The following is an 18,642-nucleotide window of genomic DNA, read 5'->3' on the forward strand; positions in this document are numbered from 1 at the left end:
TTATGCCAACAAGCTATCTATTCGCTCTTTTAATATTGTAGTAGTGATCTCTCTTATTATAGCTTTTATATCTTCTTCTTTTATAGCTGTTTCTATCTCTTTTGTGGCTATGTTCATAATTTCATTTCTCATGTTGTTTACTATTTCGTTGACACTGTTTAACATAAGTGATTTTATATCCTCAGTGGCTATCTGAGATTGTATAGCGTTTTTTGCAAGCTCTCTAAAATCTATACCAGACAAAGACTCTCTTACAGAGTTTCTTATCTCTTCTTTTAGTACATCTACTATAATATCTTTTAAATGGCTTTTTGAAGAATCCATAGCTAAAACCTCCGATATCTTATCTAATCCTTTCTTAGCCTTTCTTGAACTAATATTATATTCCGATATAAGCTTTAAAACTATTGTTTTTAAAGAATTTTCTATTTCTGCTTTTACGATACCCACCTTCTTGACGATAGGTATACGGCTTATATCTATAGGAAACATATCATCTAACACGATGATAACAGGAATATCTGCATTTTTATACATGTTTATAAGCTCTCTTGCCGCCGATACGCCTTCTGTGGTATCGTATATTATAATATCTGAATTAAATATCTCATCTTTATTTATTTGTTCTGGTGAAAATATTTTTACGTAAGCTATATTTTCTAAAGCGCTTTTTATGTTGTCTAGGAGCTCTTTGTCTTTTGATATTACAGATATTTCAACGCCTGTATGAGATTCCTTATCATACTCATAACTTCCTTGAGTTTTTAAAGAATATTCGTTTACAGATTTATCTCTTGAAACATTTGTATTTGATGTAATTAGCTCTTTGTATTTCTTTATAAGCTCTGGTAAAACAGATAACTCTCTATCCCTTGATATAATGATCTTACCAGGTATTTTTAGGTTGTCTGGGTCTATGGGAAAAAGATCATCCATCAGGACAATATATTTTGAGTTTCTATAGGCTTTTTCAAATAAAGAGTTCAAATCGTTCTCAGACACAAGGCCAGAGACCGCATCGTAAATTATTATATCTATGTCTTTTAGTGCATTTCTTATAGCTTCCTCGCCGTTTTTCACAAAAATAATGTTTTCTCCCGAAAGAAGATATTGTAACTTTTCTATTAAAAGCCTATCAAAAGAAGATACCAAAATCTTCATGATTTGCTCTCCTTAGAGCGTTCTTTTGCATAACTTAGTATTATGTCTATTATACGCTTTGCTTCTTCCGAGCTTTCTTGGGGTATTATCTTTGCTGTGGCGATGGTAAGCCTTAACGCCTTTAGCCTTTCTATCAACTCTTCATCAAGATAATCTACAAAGGTTTTCCTAAGACTCCATACTATCCATGTTGCTATCGCAAGCCCTATCAAAAACATACCAACGGCTATAGGCGTCCTAAAAAGCTCTGTCATAATATCGCCAAAACTAGTTATCTTGATACCTACTATTACTGTATCGTTTCCTATCTTCTGGGTGGCCCCATGAAATAGGTTTTGGTCTATGGGATGGTTTATAAGGTTTGTAGATTTTATAACACCGTTTGGAGTCCTCACAACCACCACCATATCTTCACCATAGGGTAACACTATTTGATTTGAATTTGATTTTATGCTGTATAAAGCCATTGCCATATCTTTTGATATATGCTCTTCTTTTGTATAATAATAATAATCTGAAGCTATGTAAAAACTTCCCACTATAAAAAATATTGCGCAAAACATGGCAAAAAGCGATGTAAAGATGTTCATATCATACTCCCCCTATTGTGATATTTTCTACCAACACTGAAGGAGATCCCACATGTCCAAAAAACCTAAAGTCATTTCCTACCAATTTTATTTTCTTTAAAAGCTCCAAAAAGTTTGAGGCTACAGTTACCGCTCTTATAGCATACATAGGTTTTGCATTTTGATAAACAATACCAGAAGCACCCAAAGAAAAGTTTCCAGAAATAGGGTCTGCCATATGAAGACCCATAAGCTCCGTAATATATACACACTCTTCATAAGCACCAAGAAGTGTTTCTAAAGAATTGTTTTTAGGTACCAAATAAAAGTTGTGAATTCCAGTTTGTGGTACAGATCTATAACCTGCTCTTACGCTGTTGGCGGTAGACTCTTTATTGGATTTTTTAGCTGTGTATATGTTGTGCAAAAACATTTTAAAAACACCGTTTTCTACCACTATATTTTTTTGGGTTGGATTTCCATCGGCATCAAAGCGAGAACTTCCCAAAGCTCTATTTATAGTGCCATCATCTATTATAGTTACCTCTTCACTGGCTATCTGCTCTTGTAGTTTATCTTTTAGCATAGTTTTATTTTTTATAAGAGAGTCTCCTAAAAATACACTGGAAAATGCCCTTAGCAAAGATACCATGCTATCCGGTGAGAAAACCACCGGTAATGACTTTGTTTCAAAGCTTTTAGGATTAAGAAGATTTACCGTATTTATAGCTATTTCCTTCGAAAGTAAGTCAAAATCCAAATCCTCATAAAATCTACTAGCTATATAAGAGCATCCGGAGGATGTATCTTCACCATCTTTTGCTATAGCACACCCCATTACAAAGAAACCGCTCAACGTTTCTTCTATTTTTACTCCGTAGGAGTTTTCCATAAAATAAGAATATGTGGACTCTGCGTAAGATAAGTCCCTAACCAAAGCTATACGAGGATCGTAAGCCTTTATTTTATCTTCTGTCTCTAAGAGTTTATTTATCTTTAGTTGTCTATCCTTAGAAAGACCTTCTTTATCAAAGAGCTCTATTTGATTTTTATTTTCTTTTTGTTCTTTTAAAAGCTCAAAAACATCCTCTTTCTCTTGAGATAGATCTATGTCCATTGCTATTTTCGTACAATCTTCTATGTCTTTTTTTGTAAGCTTCGTAGTATAAGAAAATCCCACTTTTCCATCTTTTATAACCCTTATACCCAAACCTTGTTCTTTTGAGGCTTCAACTCTATCTATAGCTTTATCCTCAATGTCAATCTTTACTTTGTTAGATTGACTTACATATATCTCAAACTCAAACCCTTCTTTTATGACATTCTTTACAATAGCCTTTATATCTTCCATAGTTTTATTATAAACTAATTTTCATCAAAAAATAAGCAAGAGTTATAGACATGATTATGTGGTCAATATTTTCATCAAATATTCATCATTTTGGTTTTATATTTATAACATCAACCTTAAGGAGGTATTGATATGAGAAAAATAGCAAAGGCAGTATTAGGAGTTGCACTTTTATCTGGAGTTGTGTTGGCACAACCAACAAAGCCTGCCACGACACATGAAACCAAATCTCAGGAGAAATTTGAACATGTGAAGGCTCGTATTCTTCATATGATTGACAAGAGAATGGACTTTTTAGCAAAACACAAAGCTTGCGTGGAAAAAGCTCAAAACTGGAAAGAGCTAAGAGCTTGCAGACCACATAGAAAAATGTGGCATAAACCCATGAAAAAGATGGAGCAAAAGTAAATTATCACAAGTATGCCACGCTAAACAAGTATGCCACGATTAACAAGTCTGCCGCGGTTAAACAAGTATGCCGCGGTTTACCCGCATCATAAACATCATAAAAAAAAGACTTAAACATATTAAATTTCATATAAAGGAGGTAAAAGATGAATGTTGTAAATGTTAGATTTGCAAAAATAATTAGTATAGTTGGTCTATCGGCTGTGCTTTTTTCCTGTGCACAAACTGGCCAATATAGTTTATCTCCAGCTGGCCAGCAAGGAGCAGCTGTTGGCGGTATCCTAGGTGCCACTGCTGGTACGATGTTAGACAATAGTAACAGATGGCGCGGTGGAGTTATAGGTGGTGTTATGGGTGCTCTACTTGGTGGAACCTTAGGTCAGATAGCAAACGAAGCTGCTCAGCAAGCAGCTACACAAAATCAGCCAGTCCAATATTCAAATGGCAATCAAACAATCCAAGCTATTCCACAAGGACAAGCTCAAAATGGCTGTCAAACTGTAACCACAAAATACTATCAAAACGGACAACTTGTAAAAACAGAGACAAGAGAAGTGTGCCCAAGTCAACAGTAAAATTTAACTTTAAAGCGGGTTTTACCCGCTATGCCTTTAACAACTTTTATGTAACGTTTTGGTATTTCTTAATTTTTGACAACACAGATTTGACATAGCCCCAGTTATCTGAGTTTATACCATTGTAAGCTTTTATAGCGGTAGGCCAATTTCCATACTTTTGAAAATCTCTAGCCAGTATGGCTGTGCCAGCTTCTATATTGGTGTCTATATCAAACAGTTGGTTTTTATCTTTTATATTTAGCTCTTTCATTATATCTATATTGTGATCGTAGTTTACCTGCATTAGTCCCCTATCTGTGGTACCATCTTTGTTGTGATTTACAGAATAAGGATTAAAAGAAGATTCTTGATCTATAATAGCATATATAAGTTCTTTGGGAATATGGTATTTGAAAGAAGCTTTATCTGCGGCTTGTCCTATTTGATTTTTTAGGTCTTTTGGCAAGCTATCAAAACTATATTCTATAGCTTCTTTTGTGTTATCTGTGATAAGATTTGTTAAGTTGTTATGGTTTTCATTGTCTGTAGGAGGATCTTGGGTAGTGTCAACAATATCAAAAAACTTAAACATTTCCACCAAAGAGGAATTGTCTGACATAAAACCGTCTTTTGTAAAGGGAATAAACTTTGATTCGGTTTTTTTAGAGTTTTCAGATTTTAACGTATCTTCAAAAGAAGGCACATCTTCTTTTATCTTTTTAACAATTTTCTCTTCATTACCACCTTTTATAAAATTTGTTAAATCCTCAATCCTCATAATATTATTTTATCTCTTTTAAAAATTCTAAAATCTTTTTCTTTTGATCAGGCTCTTCTTCTCCTCTTTTATTTACTATGTATAGGGCTTTTAGTAACAAACTTTTGGCTTCTTTTGGTTGTCCCAGCATAAGTTTTATCATGCCAAGATGTTGTATAATTACGGAATCTTTTGAATTTAGCTTGTAAGCCTCTTCTTCGTATTTTAAAGCCTTTTTATAATCATGCAAAAGAAAGTATCCATAAGCTAAGCTATCAAGGTAAGAGGGGTTTTTAGGAGAAAGTTTCACTGCTTTTTCTATATACTTCATTCCCTCTTTTATATCTTTATTGTAAATAAGCATAGTATAACCTAAGTAATTTAGCATATCTGCATCATTTGGCTTTAACTCTACTACTTTTTTTAAATCCTTTATTTCATTGTCTATCTGATGAAGCTTATCTTCAATCATAGCTCTTATAAAATAGCTTCTATAATCATGATGATTTAGCTTTATAGATTGATCCGCATATACTTTTGCCATTATGTAATGACGATGACTAGCCGCTATTATAGCTTTAAATATGTAAAGCTTTGAGCTCAAGGGGTTGAGTTTTAAGCCTTTTTCTATATAAGGCATAGCCTCGTTATATTTACCTTCGTCTATCAAAATACTTGCTATTCTTTCGTATAGCTTTGGGTTTTTCTTATCTATTTGAAGAAGCTTTTTATATACTTCAAGAGCTTTTACCGGTTTGTGAGCAGCTTCCAACGTCAGTCCGTAAAGGTAAGCAATGGGTTTGTTGTTTGGATGCTTCTTATACAAAGGGGCTAAAACTGATAAAGCCTTATCGTATCTCATGCTTTGGAGCAAAGATAATGCATACTGATACTGATAGTTTAGATTGTTTTTGTTTAGTTCTGCAAGTTTTTTATATATATCCGAAGCCTTGTAGCTAAGGCCTAATTTAAAAAACAGGTTACCCAACCGCTCCAAGGCGCTTATATTAGAAGAATCTTTTTTTAGTATATCTTCATAAAGTTTTTCCTCATCTTGATATTTACTTTCTTGATCGTATATACTTGCCAAAGTATCTACGGCCTCATCAAAGTTTGGTTTTAACTCTATAGCCTTTTTAAGATCTTCTATTGCCTTTTCTTTGTTTTGCTGTGCAAGTTCTATACGTGCTCTAATATAGTAAAAAATCTCTTTTCCGTTTTCGTTTTTAAAAGCCAAAAACCTGTTTATAATATCTTCGGCTTTTTTAATTTCTCCATCATGTATATACGTGGTTATAAGATTTAGAGCAAAGAAATTGTCCTGAGGAAATTTACTTAGCGCTTCTTCCAATGTCTTTTTTGCATTTTCATAGTCTTTATCCATAGTATAAAGAGTGTATAGATCTATATAAGGTTCTTTTAGATTTGGATATCTATCTTTGTAAAGCTTTGCAACGTAAATAGCACCTTCTAAATAATGGGCTCTTACATACATACTTATAACATCTTCAAACACACTTGGGGTTGGAAGTTCCTTAAGGGCTTTTGAGCAATAAGGATAAGCTTTTTGAGGGTTATCTATATAATAATGACACATTGCATAGTCAAAATACGGGTTTGCCAAACCTAAAGAGCTTGCAAACAAAAGTGATAACAAAATTTTTCTAAACATATTAACCCTCAGCTTTAAATATGTACAAAGGATGCGTACTGTTTCTTAATATTCTTACAGTTTCTACACCGCCAAATATCCTTTCTAAAAGCTTAGGCCTTTTTGAAGCTACAAATATAATATCTGGGTTTATGTTGTTGGCAAATCTTTCCAACGTTTTAGCTATATCGTTATCGTTTATTATCTCATATGAAAAGCTGTAAAATTCAGAAAATTTATTTTTTATATCGTTTAGTTTTTTTAGTTTTACATCGTTTATACTTTGCTCTAATGTTTGAGATACCTCTGGAGAAATTTGAATATTTATACCTTTATCCACGTGTAGTAGTATAATCTTTGGTTTTATGCTTTTAAAAGTATCAAATATAAAATCTAGCATCTTATCGCATATGCTGGTAAAATCGTAAGCCACAAGAATATGGTCTAGTTTTTCTATTTCCTTAGCTTTTATCACTACCAAGCTAACTTTAGAGTTCTTAACAACATCTTCAGTAGTGCTTCCCACCAATATCTTTTCTATAAGGTTCTTACTATGCCCACCTAAAAATATACCGTCCATATTGTTGTTTTCGGCTTCTTGAGATACTATTTCAGCAAACGGCGTATCTATTAGTACTTTGTAAGTGGTTTTCACCGGATCTAAATACTCTGCTAAGGCGCTTAGTTTTTCCAAAGCTAAATTTTTTGCGTTTTCTTCGGCTTTTTTGATAATATCCATGTCTACTATATCTATAGAAAGACCTTCTGGGTATGGAAGGTATGTAAAAGGAGCTATTATATGAAGAAGCTCTAACTCTACATTTAGTTTTGTAGCAAAGACTTTTGCACTTCTTACCACCAAGTTTGTGATATCTGAAAAATCAACGCTTACAAGATACTTCATAACTAACCCCCACGTTTTTTTGCACAACACTTAGCATCCAATCGTGTATTAAACCGTTAGAAGCCACTATATCGGTAGGGCTTTTGAGGCCGTTGGTTAAAGAGTAAGTCCCACCTGCTTCTAAAAGTACTATCAAAGCCCCCGATATATCCCATGGATGAAGTTCAAATTCCATAAGCCCATCAAATATACCCTCTGCCAAAAAGCATATATCAACCGCCGCAGCACCGGGGCGCCTCATAGACGCCACTTCTATAAAAAGCTCTTTTGAAGCTTGAAGATAACTATTTAAATCTCTTTTTGAGCGAGAGGGAAATCCATAACACACGTTGCAATGCTTTAGTATATGCCTATTGCTAACTTTTATAGGTTTTCCGTTCTTAAAAGCTCCCAAACCTTTGGCTGCAAAGTAAAGTTTATCAAAATAAGGCAAATAAACAGCTCCAGCTATAGGCTCATCTTCATAAGCAAGCCCTACTGAACATGCAAATATTGGAAAACCCATAAGATAATTTTTTGTACCATCAAGAGGATCTATATACCACTTGTAAGGACTATTATTTATAGAGGATCCTTCTTCACCAACTATCTGATGGTCTTTAAACACTGAGTTTATATACTCTACTATCTTTGATTCAGATGTTTTATCAACAAAACTAACAACATCTTTTTCAGCTTTTTCCTCTATATCTGATACTTTAACACTACCAAAGTACTCTTTTAATACTTCCCCACCTATTAGGCTTGCGTTTTTTGCCACATCTAAAAATCTACTTATATCATCCATATTGATTCATTTTATCATGTTTTTGGCTTTTAAAAGCATAAAACAAGAATGCTCCAAAGCCCCAGTATAAGCGTAAGCTTTCATAAGATTCCTTGAAGCGGCGAAAACCCCATGGGTTTTTACTATCACTATATCATATTCTTTTAGAGCCAAACAAAGGGCTTCTTCCAAAGCTTTTGATGCGGATGGTGGATTCACATCCAAAACCGGTGCTTGTCCAAATATAAGCTTTCCTTCGGAGTCTATCGGTAAGATCTTATCGTATAAAAACGATGCAAGGACAGTATACTTTGGATGAGTATGGAGTATAGCTTTTTTACCTGTGTTTAGATATATGGCTTTATGGACCGATGCTTCAGAAGAGGCTTTTTCTGATATTTTATCTTTTTTTAGATCTATTTTTATTATATCTTTTTCTGTGAGATCTCCAAAAAAAGAACCTCTTTTGGTAATATACATATAATTTTTATACGAATAGCTTATATTTCCAGCAAAAGCATTTACCAAGCCCTCTTTAAAACTTAACTTTGCAACTTTTAGTATCTCAGCTTTTATGAAATCCATAAAGATAGCATTATTAAAAGCATAAAAACGATGCTTATATAACCGTTTACAGTAAAAAAAGCTTTGTTTAGCTTTGATAGGTCGTTTGGTTTTATAAGCTTGTGTTCATAGACCAAAAACCCAGCTATTCCAACAAGACCAATTAGATAAAGAACTCCAAGCCTACTATCTATAAAATGAAGCCACAAAAGACACAAAAACGTTATGACATGAAATACCCTTGCCGTATATATAGCCTTATCTTTTCCAAGCCAAACAGCTATTGATTTTACACCATGCTCTAAATCAAACTCATAATCTTGAAGAGCGTAAAGCATATCAAACCCACTCACCCAAAATCCCATTGCAAGACCAAGCATTATAGCTTCTTCTGATACATGGCTATTTAGGGCAACATCCACTCCTATTGGTATAAGAAAATAAACCAAACCAAGAAAAATGTGTGGCATGTAGGTAAACCTTTTGGCTTTTGGATATATATAGATAGATAAAAGCACTATAGGAGAAAGAAAAAAAGCAAGTTTATTTAACATAAGGCTTACTATTAAAAACAGATAAGAGGTAACGAAAATGATAAGTTTTAGTTCAAGTTCCGAAACAGTACCTTTAGCATGGGGCCAGTTTTTTGTACGAGGGTTTAGCTTATCAAGATCAATATCTGATAGTCTATTCATAGTCATGGCGTCTGTTCTTACAAGCACCATAGCTATTATGATAAGTGTAAACTTCCATAGGTCAAAACCATGAGCAAGCAATAAAAATGCACTTATACCAAAAGGAAGAGCAAATATAGTATGCTCAAACTTAACAAGCTCTGATATCTCTTTTAAATTGCTCATAGTGTTTTATTATATCCTCTGCTATGGTTTCTGGGCTTTTGGTAACATCAAAACGTTGATGTGCCATACTGTAAACGTAGTATCTTTTATTATGCAAGCTTCTAAGCTCCTCTAAAGATTTTCTAAGCAGTGGTCTATTTGGTAAACCTTTGCAACGGTTGTAAAATTCTTCAAAAGATACATCCAAGAAAGCTACAAAACCATTTTTTTTCATAAACTCCATAGCCTCTTCATTAGCCCCAAGACCACCACCTGTAGATATTACACTTTTTGGCTTCGAAACATCTTTTAATGTCTTTATCTCAAAATCTCTAAAAAAAGATTTTCCTTTCTTGGTAAAAATCTCTTCTATCGTCATATTAAGGCGGTTTTCTATCTCCTTATCTACATCTATAAAGGCAAAGTTTAACATTGAAGACAATATATTGCCTACAGATGTTTTGCCACTACACATGAAACCCACTAAGAATATAGGAATATCCACTTAAAAGTCTAAGTCTATATCTTCGTCGTCTATTTCAAATGTATCTGTGGTAAAGAAAAAACCCCTTACGTTTAAAGCTATGTTCTTAAATTCATTTAGATATTCAAGGACGCTGTCGTAAAAGTTGATAGTGTCTCTTAAGTTCCTTATTTGATCACCATCTAACCCTTTTTTTCTCAACATCCTCATAGAGGCTATACGTCCCATTCTTGCTTTGGAATATTTTTCCTGCCACTCGGTCCAAAACTCCTGTTTATGGACTGGGGTTTTGATGACAAAGCTGTCCAACTTGGACAATTCTTCTAACCATTGGAGCTCCAAAGAAGATTTCTTGTTCATACAAATATTATATCATATTAAATTCTTAAAACAATAACATTAGGCATAAATTATTAAGCATAAACTTTTAAAAACTCTTTACACCTTTTGCTATCAAAATTATACCGCATATTATCGTTAAAAACGGTACACTCAAGTTAAGATAGCGTTTGTTTATAAATCTACTTACAAATCTACCTGTCCAGAGCCCCGCTACAGATGCAATCCCCCAGTACAGTATATAATCGTATCTTACATTTGAAAAAGCATGAAGCATATAGTATATAAAAAGCCTAATACCTACTAGCAAAACAAAGTAAATAGATATGAGATATCTATACTCATCAAACTCTTTTACTATATTTCTCAAATATATAGCCGCCGGCGGCCCTCCAATACCTACTATACCAGAAAACACCCCAGACACAACTCCCACCAAAAATCCATGCTTTATCTCTATTTTTGAAGTTAAGTTTAAAAGCTCATTTTTAAATATGGCTAAACCATCAAACATTCCTATGCTTATAAAAAACAACCCACTGAAGATCTCCATATAAGGAACGCTTATGATTTTTAAAATATGGGCACCCAAAAATATACCAACAAAAGAACCGCTTATCAGATAAAATATCATCTTTATATTTGGTTTATAGCTTTTACTAACCAAAAGAATACTAAAAGGTCCTAAAGCTTGAATAAAAGAAAATGTAAGCACAGCAGATTTTATATTCATCACAAGACTTAAAAGTGTCAGCATAAAAACCCCACCGCCAAAGCCAGATATACCTTGGACTATCCAACTTGCAAATATCATTAAACTTGTGATAAAAAGAAGATTCAACGGACTCTAAAAGCACTCGGAAATGCAGTTAAAAGCTTTATACCTTCATTTGAATTTGTTAGCATGACTCTTACTATATAAAAACCTTTTTCTTGCTTTACCATCGGTTCAAAGCCTAAAGCTCTTGCCTTTGATATAGCCCTTTGCAAAGCAGTTGGGGATTTGAAAGCTCCAATTTGGAATAAAATATTACCACTATTTTCCTTTTTTTGACTATTTCTTATTATCTGTGTAATAGTTTTTGGAGCATTTGGTTTTGGTTTTTGAGCTATTTTTTGGGGTTTAGTAGATGGTTTTGGTGTTGATGTTTGAGGGGGTTTAGCTGATGGGCTGGGAGTGGGAGAGCTAGGCTGAGAAATAGCTTGGTTTTGAGGGGTTTGCACAGGTTGATTTTGAGGTTGTTGATTGTTTGTAGAAGGCATTTGAGGTGTTTGAGTTTGAGGATTTGATGCCACAGAAGATGTATTTTGATTGGGTGTGGAAGAGGCTGTAACTATATTTATCTTGCCTGTGGATTCTTTTTCATGTTGCCACTGGTTTAAACCTATATAAAAAAGCGTAAAACCTATGAACGCTCCCAGAGATAAAAGTGCCGTTCTTTTTAACTTCATACAAATATTTTACCATCAAAAAGTTAAAAACTAAATTTTTATTATCTAATTATTGTTCAAACTGAGCTAAAAACCTTATATCGTTTTCGTAAAATAACTTTATGTTGTCTATACCATAATAAAGCATTGCAAGTCGTTCTACACCCATTCCGAAAGCAAAACCTGTGTATAAAGATGGATCTATATTGCAGTTTCTTAAGACGTTTGGATGCACCATACCGCATCCCATCACCTCAAGCCAGCCAGTTTGTTTACAAACCCTACAACCACTTCCTTCACATATCACGCATTGGATATCTACTTCAAAGGATGGTTCTGTAAATGGAAAATAAGAACTTCTATATCTGGTTTTTAGGCTTTTGTTAAAAAATAACTGCAAAAAAGTATCTAAAACATACTTTAGGTGTCTTAAATTTATATGCTTATCCACCGCCAGACCTTCCACTTGAAAAAACATCGGTGAGTGAGTAGGATCGTCATCTTTCCTATAAACTTTACCGGGTGCTGTTATATATATAGGTGGCTTGTTAGAAAGCATAGTTCTTATCTGTATCGGAGAAGTATGGGTTCTCAAGACATAGCCTTCTTTATTTACGTAAAAAGTATCTTGCATATCCCTGGATGGGTGATATTTTGGTATATTTAGCATATCGAAGTTGTATTCTTCTTTTTCAAGCTCTGGCCCTTGCTGTTCTAAAAACCCCATAGACTTTAGTATAGAAAGTATTCTATCTAGGGTAAGCGTTATAGGATGAAGACTACCTATCTGGTTTGTAGGAGGAAGCGTAGGATCCACAAATTCTTTTGATAAGTTTTTTCTTTCTTCTAGGCTTTTAAAATATAAAAACTTTTGAGAAAATAGCTCTTCTACATTTTCTTTTAGCTCGTTTAAAAGGCTTCCATAGGTTTTTCTCTCTTCTGGTGGAATATCTTTTATAGCTTTTGAAAGCTCTTTTACAACACCTGTTTTACCTAAATACTTGCTTTTTAATTTTTCTAAGTCTTGTAAAGAAGAAACGGAAGCTAACTCTTCGTTTAGCTCCCTTAGTATAGCATCTTTATCAAGCAACATGCTGTCTTGCTTTTTCTATAAGCTCTTTAAAAGCCTGAGGGTCAAGGATTGCTATTTGGGATAGAGATTTTCTATTTAGATTTATACCAGCTTTTTTAAGACCGTTTATAAACTTGCTGTATGTCATGCCGTTGGCTCTGCAAGCGGCATTTATACGAGCTATCCAAAGCGCTCTAAACTGTCTTTTGCGCTGGCGTCTATCCCTGTATTGATATTTCAGTGCTCTTATAACAGCTTCCTTAGCTTTTCTGTAAACTCTACTCTTTTGGCCTCTATATCCCTTTGCTAATTTTAAAACTTTCTTCCTAAACTTTTTGGAAGAGCGACCTTTTACTCTCATAAAAACCTCCTTAAACTAAATATTATAACAAAAACTTCTTCTATGTATAGAAGAAAGTCCAAAATCCTTTATCTCTTTTATATGCTCTTTTGTGCCGTATCCTTTGTGCTTATCAAAACTAAAAGGTTTAAAAGAAGAAGCGTAATCTATCATCATTTTATCACGGGTGGCCTTGGCCACCAAAGATGCAAGCCTTATAGAAAAGCTCTTCTCATCACCTTTTACTATTGGTATACAATCGTAATCTTCTAAATTTATAAAATCTGACAAAACTATGTCAAAACCCTTCAAAGCCTCAAGTGCTCTTTTCATAGCCATCTTTGTGGCTTTCGTAATACCAAAATCATCTATCTCTTGATGCGTGGCAATACCTACACTATATTTAAAATATTTTTTTATCGTATCAAAAGCCCAAAACCTATCGGCCTCTTTTAGCTTTTTGGAATCTCCTTTTATAAGGGTATATTCTTCTTCAAAGAAGATATCCAGATTATCCACCAAAATAGCACCAACCACTAAAGGACCGGCCAAAGCACCTCTACCGGCCTCATCCACACAAGCCAACGTTAAGCCTCTTTTCAAAAATTGATGTTCGTATATTAGGATTTCTTGGATTTGGCTTCTTGTTTGAGCTTGTCGTGAGCCTCTTTTTCCCATGGTTTAATCTCTTTTATCTTACGCGCTGCAGTTTTACCCTTTAGCTGTCTTAAGAAGTAAAGTTTGGCTCTTCTTACCTTACCGTATTTTACTAGCTGTATGCTGTCTATGTTAGGGCTATAGTATGGGAATGTTCTTTCTATGCCCACTCCGTAAGATTCTTTTCTTACTGTAAACATCTTATTTAGGCCTTTATTTTTTATCCTTATGACTATACCTTCAAAACCCTGTATCCTTTCTTTATCACCTTCTTTTATTTTGTAATTTACCCTTATGGTATCACCTACTTTAAACTTTGGATACTCTTTCTTAGGGGTATATAACTTTTCTAACTCTTGAATATTCATGGCTTTTGACCTCCAAAAATCGTTTTAAACAAGTATTATACCATAAATTAGATCTTTGGATTTAACATTTTATCTTTATCTATAGGTAAGCCCGTTTCAGTGGAAAGACAAGGGGCTCTAAAGAGTGAACCATGCCATACGCCCTGAAGAGTCCTTACCATAACTATTGCATAGAAAACGGTGAGCATAAGTATCTCTATACCAGATAGTATTTTAACAAATATATAACCTGTGAAAATCCATATTTGAATAGTAGCTGCTGTAAAAACACCCAATGGGAACGTAAATCCCCACCATCCCATGTTGAAGGGCAATCCTTCTCTTAGATACTTTAAGGTAGTCATTATAGCCATCACAAACCACCATAGCCCGTACGCCCACAAAAGCATACCTATCATAAAACCTACTCTGAAGAAAAGCCTTGAAAAAAGCTCAAACTCAGTACCGTAAAAAATTCCAGAAGATGCCTGACCTAGCAAAAACATTGCCAAAGCTCCTGTCCCTATAGGACCAAGAGTAAGCCATATGGAAACTGCCATATCTTTTGGTGGCAAACCGTGTACTGCCAATCTAAAAAATAGTATAACCAGTATACTCATAGCAAGAGGGACAGACAAAGACCATAGTATGTAGCTTGTATAAACAATATATTGACCGTACATTTGGGGAACATGAGGTGCCACAATACCACCAGAAGCAGCTGTAACCTCTGATGGAACAATTGGTAAAAGCCATACGCCTGTCATCTTGTCCAAGCTGTGATCATGTGATATAAACATATAAAATGGCACTAAAAATCCACTTATTATAGCTAGTAACGCATCTATCCACCAAAGATAGTAGTCTAAATGGGCATAAAGATTGCCATCAAATAGTATAAAACCGTTTACTATGGTGGCAAAGCCCATAGGTATAGCGCCTATAAACATAGACTGGACTGGATGATGAAGCATTTTTTTAGCACCTTCAAAAAAGAATATCCATCTTGCTATAAAAAGAAGCGAAATTACAGCAAAAAATACTATATTTAGCTCCCATAAAAACTTTGTTATAGGTATCATAAAAGGAAAGTGATAGGGGGAGTTGTGAAGGTCTATGGCCACTATACCTGTACCCATCGTAAGGGTGAACCAGTTAGGTGTGAAATTTTTCACTATGTCCAAAGGATGGCTTAAAGCTTGTAGAGGTTTATAAAATTTCTTAGTTTCCATGCAAATATTTTAATGTTTTTTATGTTTCCAAGCAACACAAACACACTTATAAGCAATAAGTAAACGCTACATTTACAAGATTATATTTTAGATATGATATAATTTATAATGAGTAATTTCATTGTAATAGTATCATTTTTGAAATACCATTATACTATGCCAAAAGTTTTAATTGCTAAAAATGCAGGATTTTGTTATGGGGTTAAAAGAGCTATTACACTTGCCGAAAGAGCAGCCAAAGAGCAAGAAAAAATATATACGTTGGGCCCTCTTATCCATAACCCCCAAGAAGTAAACAGGCTTTCCAACATGGGTATAAAAACCGCCACCGATACAAACATAGATAAAGATGCCACGGTGATAGTACGCTCTCACGGTATATCTCCAGAAAAAGAAAGGCTTTTAAGAAATACGTTTGTTAAGGTTGTAGACGCCACTTGCCCTTACGTTAAGGCTGTTCATGAGGCTGTTGTATCGCTTGCAAAAGAAGGTTACTTCGTAGTAATAGTAGGGGAAAAAGATCATCCAGAAGTTCAAGGAACAGTAGGATATTTAGAAGAAGCAAAAGGACGATACAAGGTTATAGATTCTCTTGAAGATTTGGAAGATATAAAAGAAGATAAAGTTGGAATAGTAGCTCAAACCACTCAAAATGAAATATTTTTTGAAAATGTAGTTTTAAAGCTTTTAAAAAAGGTAAAAGAAATAAAGGTAATAAACACCATTTGCAACGCCACAGAAGAGAGACAATCAGATATATACGAGCTCGCCCCCATAGTGGATGTGATGATAATAATAGGTGGTAAAAATAGCGGTAATACCAAAAGGCTTTTTGAGATAAGTAAATCTTTGAACCCACGGTCTTATCACATAGAGACAAAAGACGAGATTGACCCAAGCTGGTTAGAAGGTGCAAAAACCATAGGTATAAGCGCAGGTGCATCAACTCCAGATTGGATTATAGAAGATGTAAGATACTTTTTAGAAAATCATGAAAACTTCACAGAAAAGCTTTAAAATAAGCTTATCCTACATTTAAGGAGCTTTTATGAGAGAACTTAAACTTGAATCTTCAAAGAGTTTTCATATACCGTCCTATGTATGGTATGCTTTGGCAGGCATTGGCATATCTTTGATGTTGGGCTTATCTGGGCTTAACAATCTATTTCTTTACAAGATTGCTTTTTTTGGATACGCCATATCGTTTTTTGTTTATTTTGCTTTTGTTATTTTAAGAAACAATTTATTTTCTAAGCTATCTACTGGAAGTTTGAGCTTAGCGGTGATGCTTAATTTATCCGCCATGATAGCAAGGATGCTTGATAGCTACAAGATTGGGCTTTTTCATCCTCCTTGGACAGACCTTTTTGAAGCTCTCACCTTTTGGTCTTTTATAGTGGGCGTTGTTTATCTTTACATAGAGCAAAAGTATGGCTACAAGTTAATGGGTAGCGTAGTTGCCTTTTTCATAAGCGGTATATACCTTTTTGCCATGCTAAAAGCCGATCCCAACATAGAACCTCTTATGCCGTCTTTAAGAAGCTATTGGCTTTATATACACGTTTTAACGGCATTTTTAGGTTATGCAGGTTTTACAGTGGCTTTTGCAGCAGCCGTGTTTTATCTTATAAAATATTATGCCCCTAACCATGTAAAAGCTAAGCTACCGCCAGAAGATGTTTTAGATGAAATAGCTTATAAATCTGTGGCTATTGTATTTCCAATATGGACTGCATCTATCATACTTGGCGCCGCTTGGGCTGATGAAGCTTGGGGTGGTTATTGGTCTTGGGATCCAAAAGAAGTTTGGGCTTTGATAGTGCTTCTTTTCTTCGGGGCTTACTTACACGCTCGTTATATGATGGGTTGGAAAGGTCCTAAAGTAGCTTGGATGGTAGTTATAGGTTTTATAGCGATATTGATATGCTTTTTTGCAATAAACTTATACTTCCCAGGTTTACACAGCTACGCAAAATCTTAAAACCTTTTGATGAATTGGCTTAAAATAGATGAGGCTATAAAAAGCTTTTTAGAAGAAGATATAGGCTGGGGGGATATAACCTCCTCAGGCCTACCTGATGATTTAAATGCCAAAGGTTTTATAAAGATAAAAGAATCTGGCGTTGTAAGTGGTTTATTTTTTGCAAAAAGGGTTTTTGAGCTTTTAGGCATAAAAGAGATCATATTAAAAGCCAAAGACGGGGATTTAGTAAATAAAAAAGACATCACAATGGAACTTCAAGGAAACGCAAAAGCCCTTCTTATGGGTGAAAGGGTGGCTTTAAACCTTATACAGTCTTTATCTGGTATTGCCACAGAGACAAAGTTTATGCTTGATAAGATAAAAGATTATGAAGTTAAGCTTCTTGATACCAGAAAAACCACACCAGGATATAGGTTTTTTGAAAAATACGCCGTTAGGACAGGAGCTGGCACTAACCATAGGTTTGCCCTTTACGATATGGTGCTCATAAAAGATAACCATATAAACCTATACGGTAGCATATCAAAAGCGGTACAAGAAATAAGAAAAAACTTATCTATGGCTTACAAAGTAGAGGTGGAGGTAAGCAACTTTGAGCAACTTGAAGAAGCCCTCAACTTAGATATAGATATGATACTGCTTGATAATTTTGGCGTAGAAGATGCCAAAAAAGCAATAGAGCTTATAAGGAAAAGATCTTCTATAAAGATAGAGCTCTCAGGTGAAATAAACAAAGACAATATAGAAACCTATGCCAAGACAAGACCTGATTATATATCCTCTGGAGCTATCATACACTCCTCTAAATGGCTAAACGCCAGTATGGATATAACAATATAATTATCTCTTATAAAAATATTTTATTTTCTTCTTACATATATCTTGACATACGCATCTTTAGTGATATAATAGTAATTTGAAAACATGTAAAGGAGGTTTACCATGACAAAAACAGAATTAGTTAGTTATGTGGCTCAGCAAGCTGACATAACAAAGGCAAAGGCTGAAAAATGTGTTAACGCTGTATTTTCTGCATTGGCAGAAAGCCTAAAGAAGAAAGAGAGAACCACAATACCGGGCTTTGGTACTTTTACAGTAAGCACCAGAAAAGCCAGAACCGGCAGAAACCCAAAAACTGGCCAAGAGATAAAAATACCAGCCAGAACTACCGCCGTTTGGAGACCCTCTAAAGAGCTAAAGAAATTAGGTTAACTAAATTAGGGGCGGTG

24 protein-coding genes are annotated in these 18,642 nt (G+C 34.5%); 6 read left to right on the top strand and 18 right to left on the bottom strand.

Annotation, left to right across the window (positions count from 1 at the left end; all coding sequences use genetic code 11):
* The 3 genes from HY04AAS1_RS05200 to HY04AAS1_RS05210 are packed head-to-tail and all read right to left on the bottom strand — an operon-like array spanning position 1 to position 3,081.
* Complete coding sequence (locus HY04AAS1_RS05200) at positions 1-1,161, bottom strand: hypothetical protein (RefSeq protein WP_012514070.1); 1,161 nt, start codon at positions 1,159-1,161, stop codon at positions 1-3.
* On the bottom strand, positions 1,158-1,751 hold the full coding sequence (locus HY04AAS1_RS05205) for a hypothetical protein (RefSeq protein ID WP_012514071.1): 594 nt from the start codon (positions 1,749-1,751) through the stop codon (positions 1,158-1,160). The genes HY04AAS1_RS05200 and HY04AAS1_RS05205 overlap by 4 nt, the downstream gene beginning before the upstream one ends.
* Position 1,752: 1 nt before the next feature.
* On the bottom strand, positions 1,753-3,081 hold the full coding sequence (locus HY04AAS1_RS05210; RefSeq protein WP_012514072.1) for a TldD/PmbA family protein: 1,329 nt from the start codon (positions 3,079-3,081) through the stop codon (positions 1,753-1,755).
* A 132-nt stretch (positions 3,082-3,213) separates the two neighbouring features.
* Here HY04AAS1_RS05210 and HY04AAS1_RS05215 point away from each other — a divergent pair, with 132 nt between their 5' ends.
* On the top strand, positions 3,214-3,489 hold the full coding sequence (locus HY04AAS1_RS05215) for a hypothetical protein (RefSeq protein WP_012514073.1): 276 nt from the start codon (positions 3,214-3,216) through the stop codon (positions 3,487-3,489).
* Between the two features lie 146 nt (positions 3,490-3,635).
* The gene (locus HY04AAS1_RS05220; protein ID WP_012514074.1) at positions 3,636-4,064 is read left to right on the top strand and encodes a glycine zipper 2TM domain-containing protein; all 429 of its coding nucleotides are present in this window, start codon (positions 3,636-3,638) and stop codon (positions 4,062-4,064) included.
* A gap of 46 nt (positions 4,065-4,110) precedes the next feature.
* Here HY04AAS1_RS05220 and HY04AAS1_RS05225 read toward each other — a convergent pair whose 3' ends face one another.
* The 15 genes from HY04AAS1_RS05225 to HY04AAS1_RS05295 form a co-directional block, all read right to left on the bottom strand.
* Entirely contained in the window at positions 4,111-4,824 is a 714-nt protein-coding gene (locus tag HY04AAS1_RS05225; RefSeq protein ID WP_012514075.1) for a lytic transglycosylase domain-containing protein, read from the bottom strand.
* 4 nt (positions 4,825-4,828) lie between these two features.
* Positions 4,829-6,475, bottom strand: coding sequence for a tetratricopeptide repeat protein (locus HY04AAS1_RS05230; RefSeq protein WP_012514076.1), 1,647 nt, complete (start codon positions 6,473-6,475; stop codon positions 4,829-4,831).
* 1 nt (position 6,476) lies between these two features.
* Positions 6,477-7,358, bottom strand: coding sequence for a universal stress protein (locus tag HY04AAS1_RS05235; RefSeq protein ID WP_012514077.1), 882 nt, complete (start codon positions 7,356-7,358; stop codon positions 6,477-6,479).
* Positions 7,336-8,145, bottom strand: a complete 810-nt coding sequence (locus HY04AAS1_RS05240) for an inositol monophosphatase family protein (RefSeq protein ID WP_012514078.1) — start codon at positions 8,143-8,145, stop codon at positions 7,336-7,338. Before HY04AAS1_RS05240 ends, HY04AAS1_RS05235 begins: the two co-directional genes overlap by 23 nt.
* A gap of 6 nt (positions 8,146-8,151) precedes the next feature.
* Positions 8,152-8,709 carry a class II aldolase/adducin family protein gene (locus HY04AAS1_RS05245; RefSeq protein WP_012514079.1) on the bottom strand — a complete coding sequence of 186 codons (558 nt, stop codon included), beginning with the start codon at positions 8,707-8,709 and terminating at the stop codon, positions 8,152-8,154.
* On the bottom strand, positions 8,697-9,548 hold the full coding sequence (locus HY04AAS1_RS05250) for a 4-hydroxybenzoate octaprenyltransferase (RefSeq protein ID WP_012514080.1): 852 nt from the start codon (positions 9,546-9,548) through the stop codon (positions 8,697-8,699). Before HY04AAS1_RS05250 ends, HY04AAS1_RS05245 begins: the two co-directional genes overlap by 13 nt.
* Positions 9,514-10,002 carry a shikimate kinase gene (locus tag HY04AAS1_RS05255; RefSeq protein ID WP_012514081.1) on the bottom strand — a complete coding sequence of 163 codons (489 nt, stop codon included), beginning with the start codon at positions 10,000-10,002 and terminating at the stop codon, positions 9,514-9,516. Before HY04AAS1_RS05255 ends, HY04AAS1_RS05250 begins: the two co-directional genes overlap by 35 nt.
* A 30-nt stretch (positions 10,003-10,032) precedes the next feature.
* Positions 10,033-10,371 (bottom strand): hypothetical protein, encoded by a 339-nt coding sequence (locus HY04AAS1_RS05260; RefSeq protein WP_012514082.1) that lies wholly within the window; start codon positions 10,369-10,371, stop codon positions 10,033-10,035.
* Positions 10,372-10,438: 67 nt separating this feature from the next.
* A complete protein-coding gene (locus HY04AAS1_RS05265) occupies positions 10,439-11,164 on the bottom strand; it encodes a sulfite exporter TauE/SafE family protein (protein ID WP_012514083.1) in 726 nt (241 codons plus the stop codon).
* Between the two features lie 23 nt (positions 11,165-11,187).
* Positions 11,188-11,802, bottom strand: a complete 615-nt coding sequence (locus HY04AAS1_RS05270) for an SPOR domain-containing protein (protein WP_012514084.1) — start codon at positions 11,800-11,802, stop codon at positions 11,188-11,190.
* 49 nt (positions 11,803-11,851) lie between these two features.
* Positions 11,852-12,874, bottom strand: a complete 1,023-nt coding sequence (pheS, locus tag HY04AAS1_RS05275) for a phenylalanine--tRNA ligase subunit alpha (RefSeq protein WP_012514085.1) — start codon at positions 12,872-12,874, stop codon at positions 11,852-11,854.
* Positions 12,864-13,214, bottom strand: coding sequence for a 50S ribosomal protein L20 (gene rplT / locus HY04AAS1_RS05280; protein WP_012514086.1), 351 nt, complete (start codon positions 13,212-13,214; stop codon positions 12,864-12,866). Before rplT ends, pheS begins: the two co-directional genes overlap by 11 nt.
* Positions 13,215-13,229: 15 nt before the next feature.
* Positions 13,230-13,871 carry a ribonuclease HII gene (locus HY04AAS1_RS05285; protein ID WP_012514087.1) on the bottom strand — a complete coding sequence of 214 codons (642 nt, stop codon included), beginning with the start codon at positions 13,869-13,871 and terminating at the stop codon, positions 13,230-13,232.
* Positions 13,814-14,218 carry a 50S ribosomal protein L19 gene (gene rplS / locus HY04AAS1_RS05290; RefSeq protein WP_012514088.1) on the bottom strand — a complete coding sequence of 135 codons (405 nt, stop codon included), beginning with the start codon at positions 14,216-14,218 and terminating at the stop codon, positions 13,814-13,816. Before rplS ends, HY04AAS1_RS05285 begins: the two co-directional genes overlap by 58 nt.
* 47 nt (positions 14,219-14,265) lie before the next feature.
* On the bottom strand, positions 14,266-15,429 hold the full coding sequence (locus tag HY04AAS1_RS05295; RefSeq protein ID WP_012514089.1) for a TDT family transporter: 1,164 nt from the start codon (positions 15,427-15,429) through the stop codon (positions 14,266-14,268).
* A 156-nt stretch (positions 15,430-15,585) separates the two neighbouring features.
* Between HY04AAS1_RS05295 and ispH the strand changes: the two genes are divergently transcribed.
* From ispH to HY04AAS1_RS05315, 4 genes are all read left to right on the top strand, one after another.
* On the top strand, positions 15,586-16,446 hold the full coding sequence (gene ispH, locus HY04AAS1_RS05300; RefSeq protein WP_012514090.1) for a 4-hydroxy-3-methylbut-2-enyl diphosphate reductase: 861 nt from the start codon (positions 15,586-15,588) through the stop codon (positions 16,444-16,446).
* Between the two features lie 31 nt (positions 16,447-16,477).
* Positions 16,478-17,410, top strand: a complete 933-nt coding sequence (gene ccsB, locus HY04AAS1_RS05305; RefSeq protein ID WP_012514091.1) for a c-type cytochrome biogenesis protein CcsB — start codon at positions 16,478-16,480, stop codon at positions 17,408-17,410.
* A 9-nt stretch (positions 17,411-17,419) separates the two neighbouring features.
* Positions 17,420-18,253, top strand: coding sequence for a carboxylating nicotinate-nucleotide diphosphorylase (nadC, locus tag HY04AAS1_RS05310; RefSeq protein ID WP_012514092.1), 834 nt, complete (start codon positions 17,420-17,422; stop codon positions 18,251-18,253).
* A 102-nt stretch (positions 18,254-18,355) separates the two neighbouring features.
* On the top strand, positions 18,356-18,625 hold the full coding sequence (locus tag HY04AAS1_RS05315; protein ID WP_012514093.1) for an HU family DNA-binding protein: 270 nt from the start codon (positions 18,356-18,358) through the stop codon (positions 18,623-18,625).
* Positions 18,626-18,642 lie beyond the last annotated feature (17 nt).

Source organism: Hydrogenobaculum sp. Y04AAS1 (assembly GCF_000020785.1).
In the GTDB taxonomy this organism is placed as follows: domain Bacteria; phylum Aquificota; class Aquificia; order Aquificales; family Aquificaceae; genus Hydrogenobaculum.

Bases quoted from the DNA above. Each gene is read 5' to 3' on its own strand.
- HY04AAS1_RS05200 (WP_012514070.1), bottom strand. From the start codon at position 1,161: ATGAAGATTTTGGTATCTTCTTTTGATAGGCTTTTAATAGAAAAGTTA.
- HY04AAS1_RS05205 (WP_012514071.1), bottom strand. From the start codon at position 1,751: ATGAACATCTTTACATCGCTTTTTGCCATGTTTTGCGCAATATTTTTT.
- HY04AAS1_RS05210 (WP_012514072.1), bottom strand. From the start codon at position 3,081: ATGGAAGATATAAAGGCTATTGTAAAGAATGTCATAAAAGAAGGGTTT.
- HY04AAS1_RS05215 (WP_012514073.1), top strand. From the start codon at position 3,214: ATGAGAAAAATAGCAAAGGCAGTATTAGGAGTTGCACTTTTATCTGGA.
- HY04AAS1_RS05220 (WP_012514074.1), top strand. From the start codon at position 3,636: ATGAATGTTGTAAATGTTAGATTTGCAAAAATAATTAGTATAGTTGGT.
- HY04AAS1_RS05225 (WP_012514075.1), bottom strand. From the start codon at position 4,824: ATGAGGATTGAGGATTTAACAAATTTTATAAAAGGTGGTAATGAAGAG.
- HY04AAS1_RS05230 (WP_012514076.1), bottom strand. From the start codon at position 6,475: ATGTTTAGAAAAATTTTGTTATCACTTTTGTTTGCAAGCTCTTTAGGT.
- HY04AAS1_RS05235 (WP_012514077.1), bottom strand. From the start codon at position 7,358: ATGAAGTATCTTGTAAGCGTTGATTTTTCAGATATCACAAACTTGGTG.
- HY04AAS1_RS05240 (WP_012514078.1), bottom strand. From the start codon at position 8,145: ATGGATGATATAAGTAGATTTTTAGATGTGGCAAAAAACGCAAGCCTA.
- HY04AAS1_RS05245 (WP_012514079.1), bottom strand. From the start codon at position 8,709: ATGGATTTCATAAAAGCTGAGATACTAAAAGTTGCAAAGTTAAGTTTT.
- HY04AAS1_RS05250 (WP_012514080.1), bottom strand. From the start codon at position 9,548: ATGAGCAATTTAAAAGAGATATCAGAGCTTGTTAAGTTTGAGCATACT.
- HY04AAS1_RS05255 (WP_012514081.1), bottom strand. From the start codon at position 10,002: ATGTGTAGTGGCAAAACATCTGTAGGCAATATATTGTCTTCAATGTTA.
- HY04AAS1_RS05260 (WP_012514082.1), bottom strand. From the start codon at position 10,371: ATGAACAAGAAATCTTCTTTGGAGCTCCAATGGTTAGAAGAATTGTCC.
- HY04AAS1_RS05265 (WP_012514083.1), bottom strand. From the start codon at position 11,164: ATGATATTTGCAAGTTGGATAGTCCAAGGTATATCTGGCTTTGGCGGT.
- HY04AAS1_RS05270 (WP_012514084.1), bottom strand. From the start codon at position 11,802: ATGAAGTTAAAAAGAACGGCACTTTTATCTCTGGGAGCGTTCATAGGT.
- pheS (WP_012514085.1), bottom strand. From the start codon at position 12,874: ATGTTGCTTGATAAAGATGCTATACTAAGGGAGCTAAACGAAGAGTTA.
- rplT (WP_012514086.1), bottom strand. From the start codon at position 13,214: ATGAGAGTAAAAGGTCGCTCTTCCAAAAAGTTTAGGAAGAAAGTTTTA.
- HY04AAS1_RS05285 (WP_012514087.1), bottom strand. From the start codon at position 13,871: ATGGGAAAAAGAGGCTCACGACAAGCTCAAACAAGAAGCCAAATCCAA.
- rplS (WP_012514088.1), bottom strand. From the start codon at position 14,218: ATGAATATTCAAGAGTTAGAAAAGTTATATACCCCTAAGAAAGAGTAT.
- HY04AAS1_RS05295 (WP_012514089.1), bottom strand. From the start codon at position 15,429: ATGGAAACTAAGAAATTTTATAAACCTCTACAAGCTTTAAGCCATCCT.
- ispH (WP_012514090.1), top strand. From the start codon at position 15,586: ATGCCAAAAGTTTTAATTGCTAAAAATGCAGGATTTTGTTATGGGGTT.
- ccsB (WP_012514091.1), top strand. From the start codon at position 16,478: ATGAGAGAACTTAAACTTGAATCTTCAAAGAGTTTTCATATACCGTCC.
- nadC (WP_012514092.1), top strand. From the start codon at position 17,420: ATGAATTGGCTTAAAATAGATGAGGCTATAAAAAGCTTTTTAGAAGAA.
- HY04AAS1_RS05315 (WP_012514093.1), top strand. From the start codon at position 18,356: ATGACAAAAACAGAATTAGTTAGTTATGTGGCTCAGCAAGCTGACATA.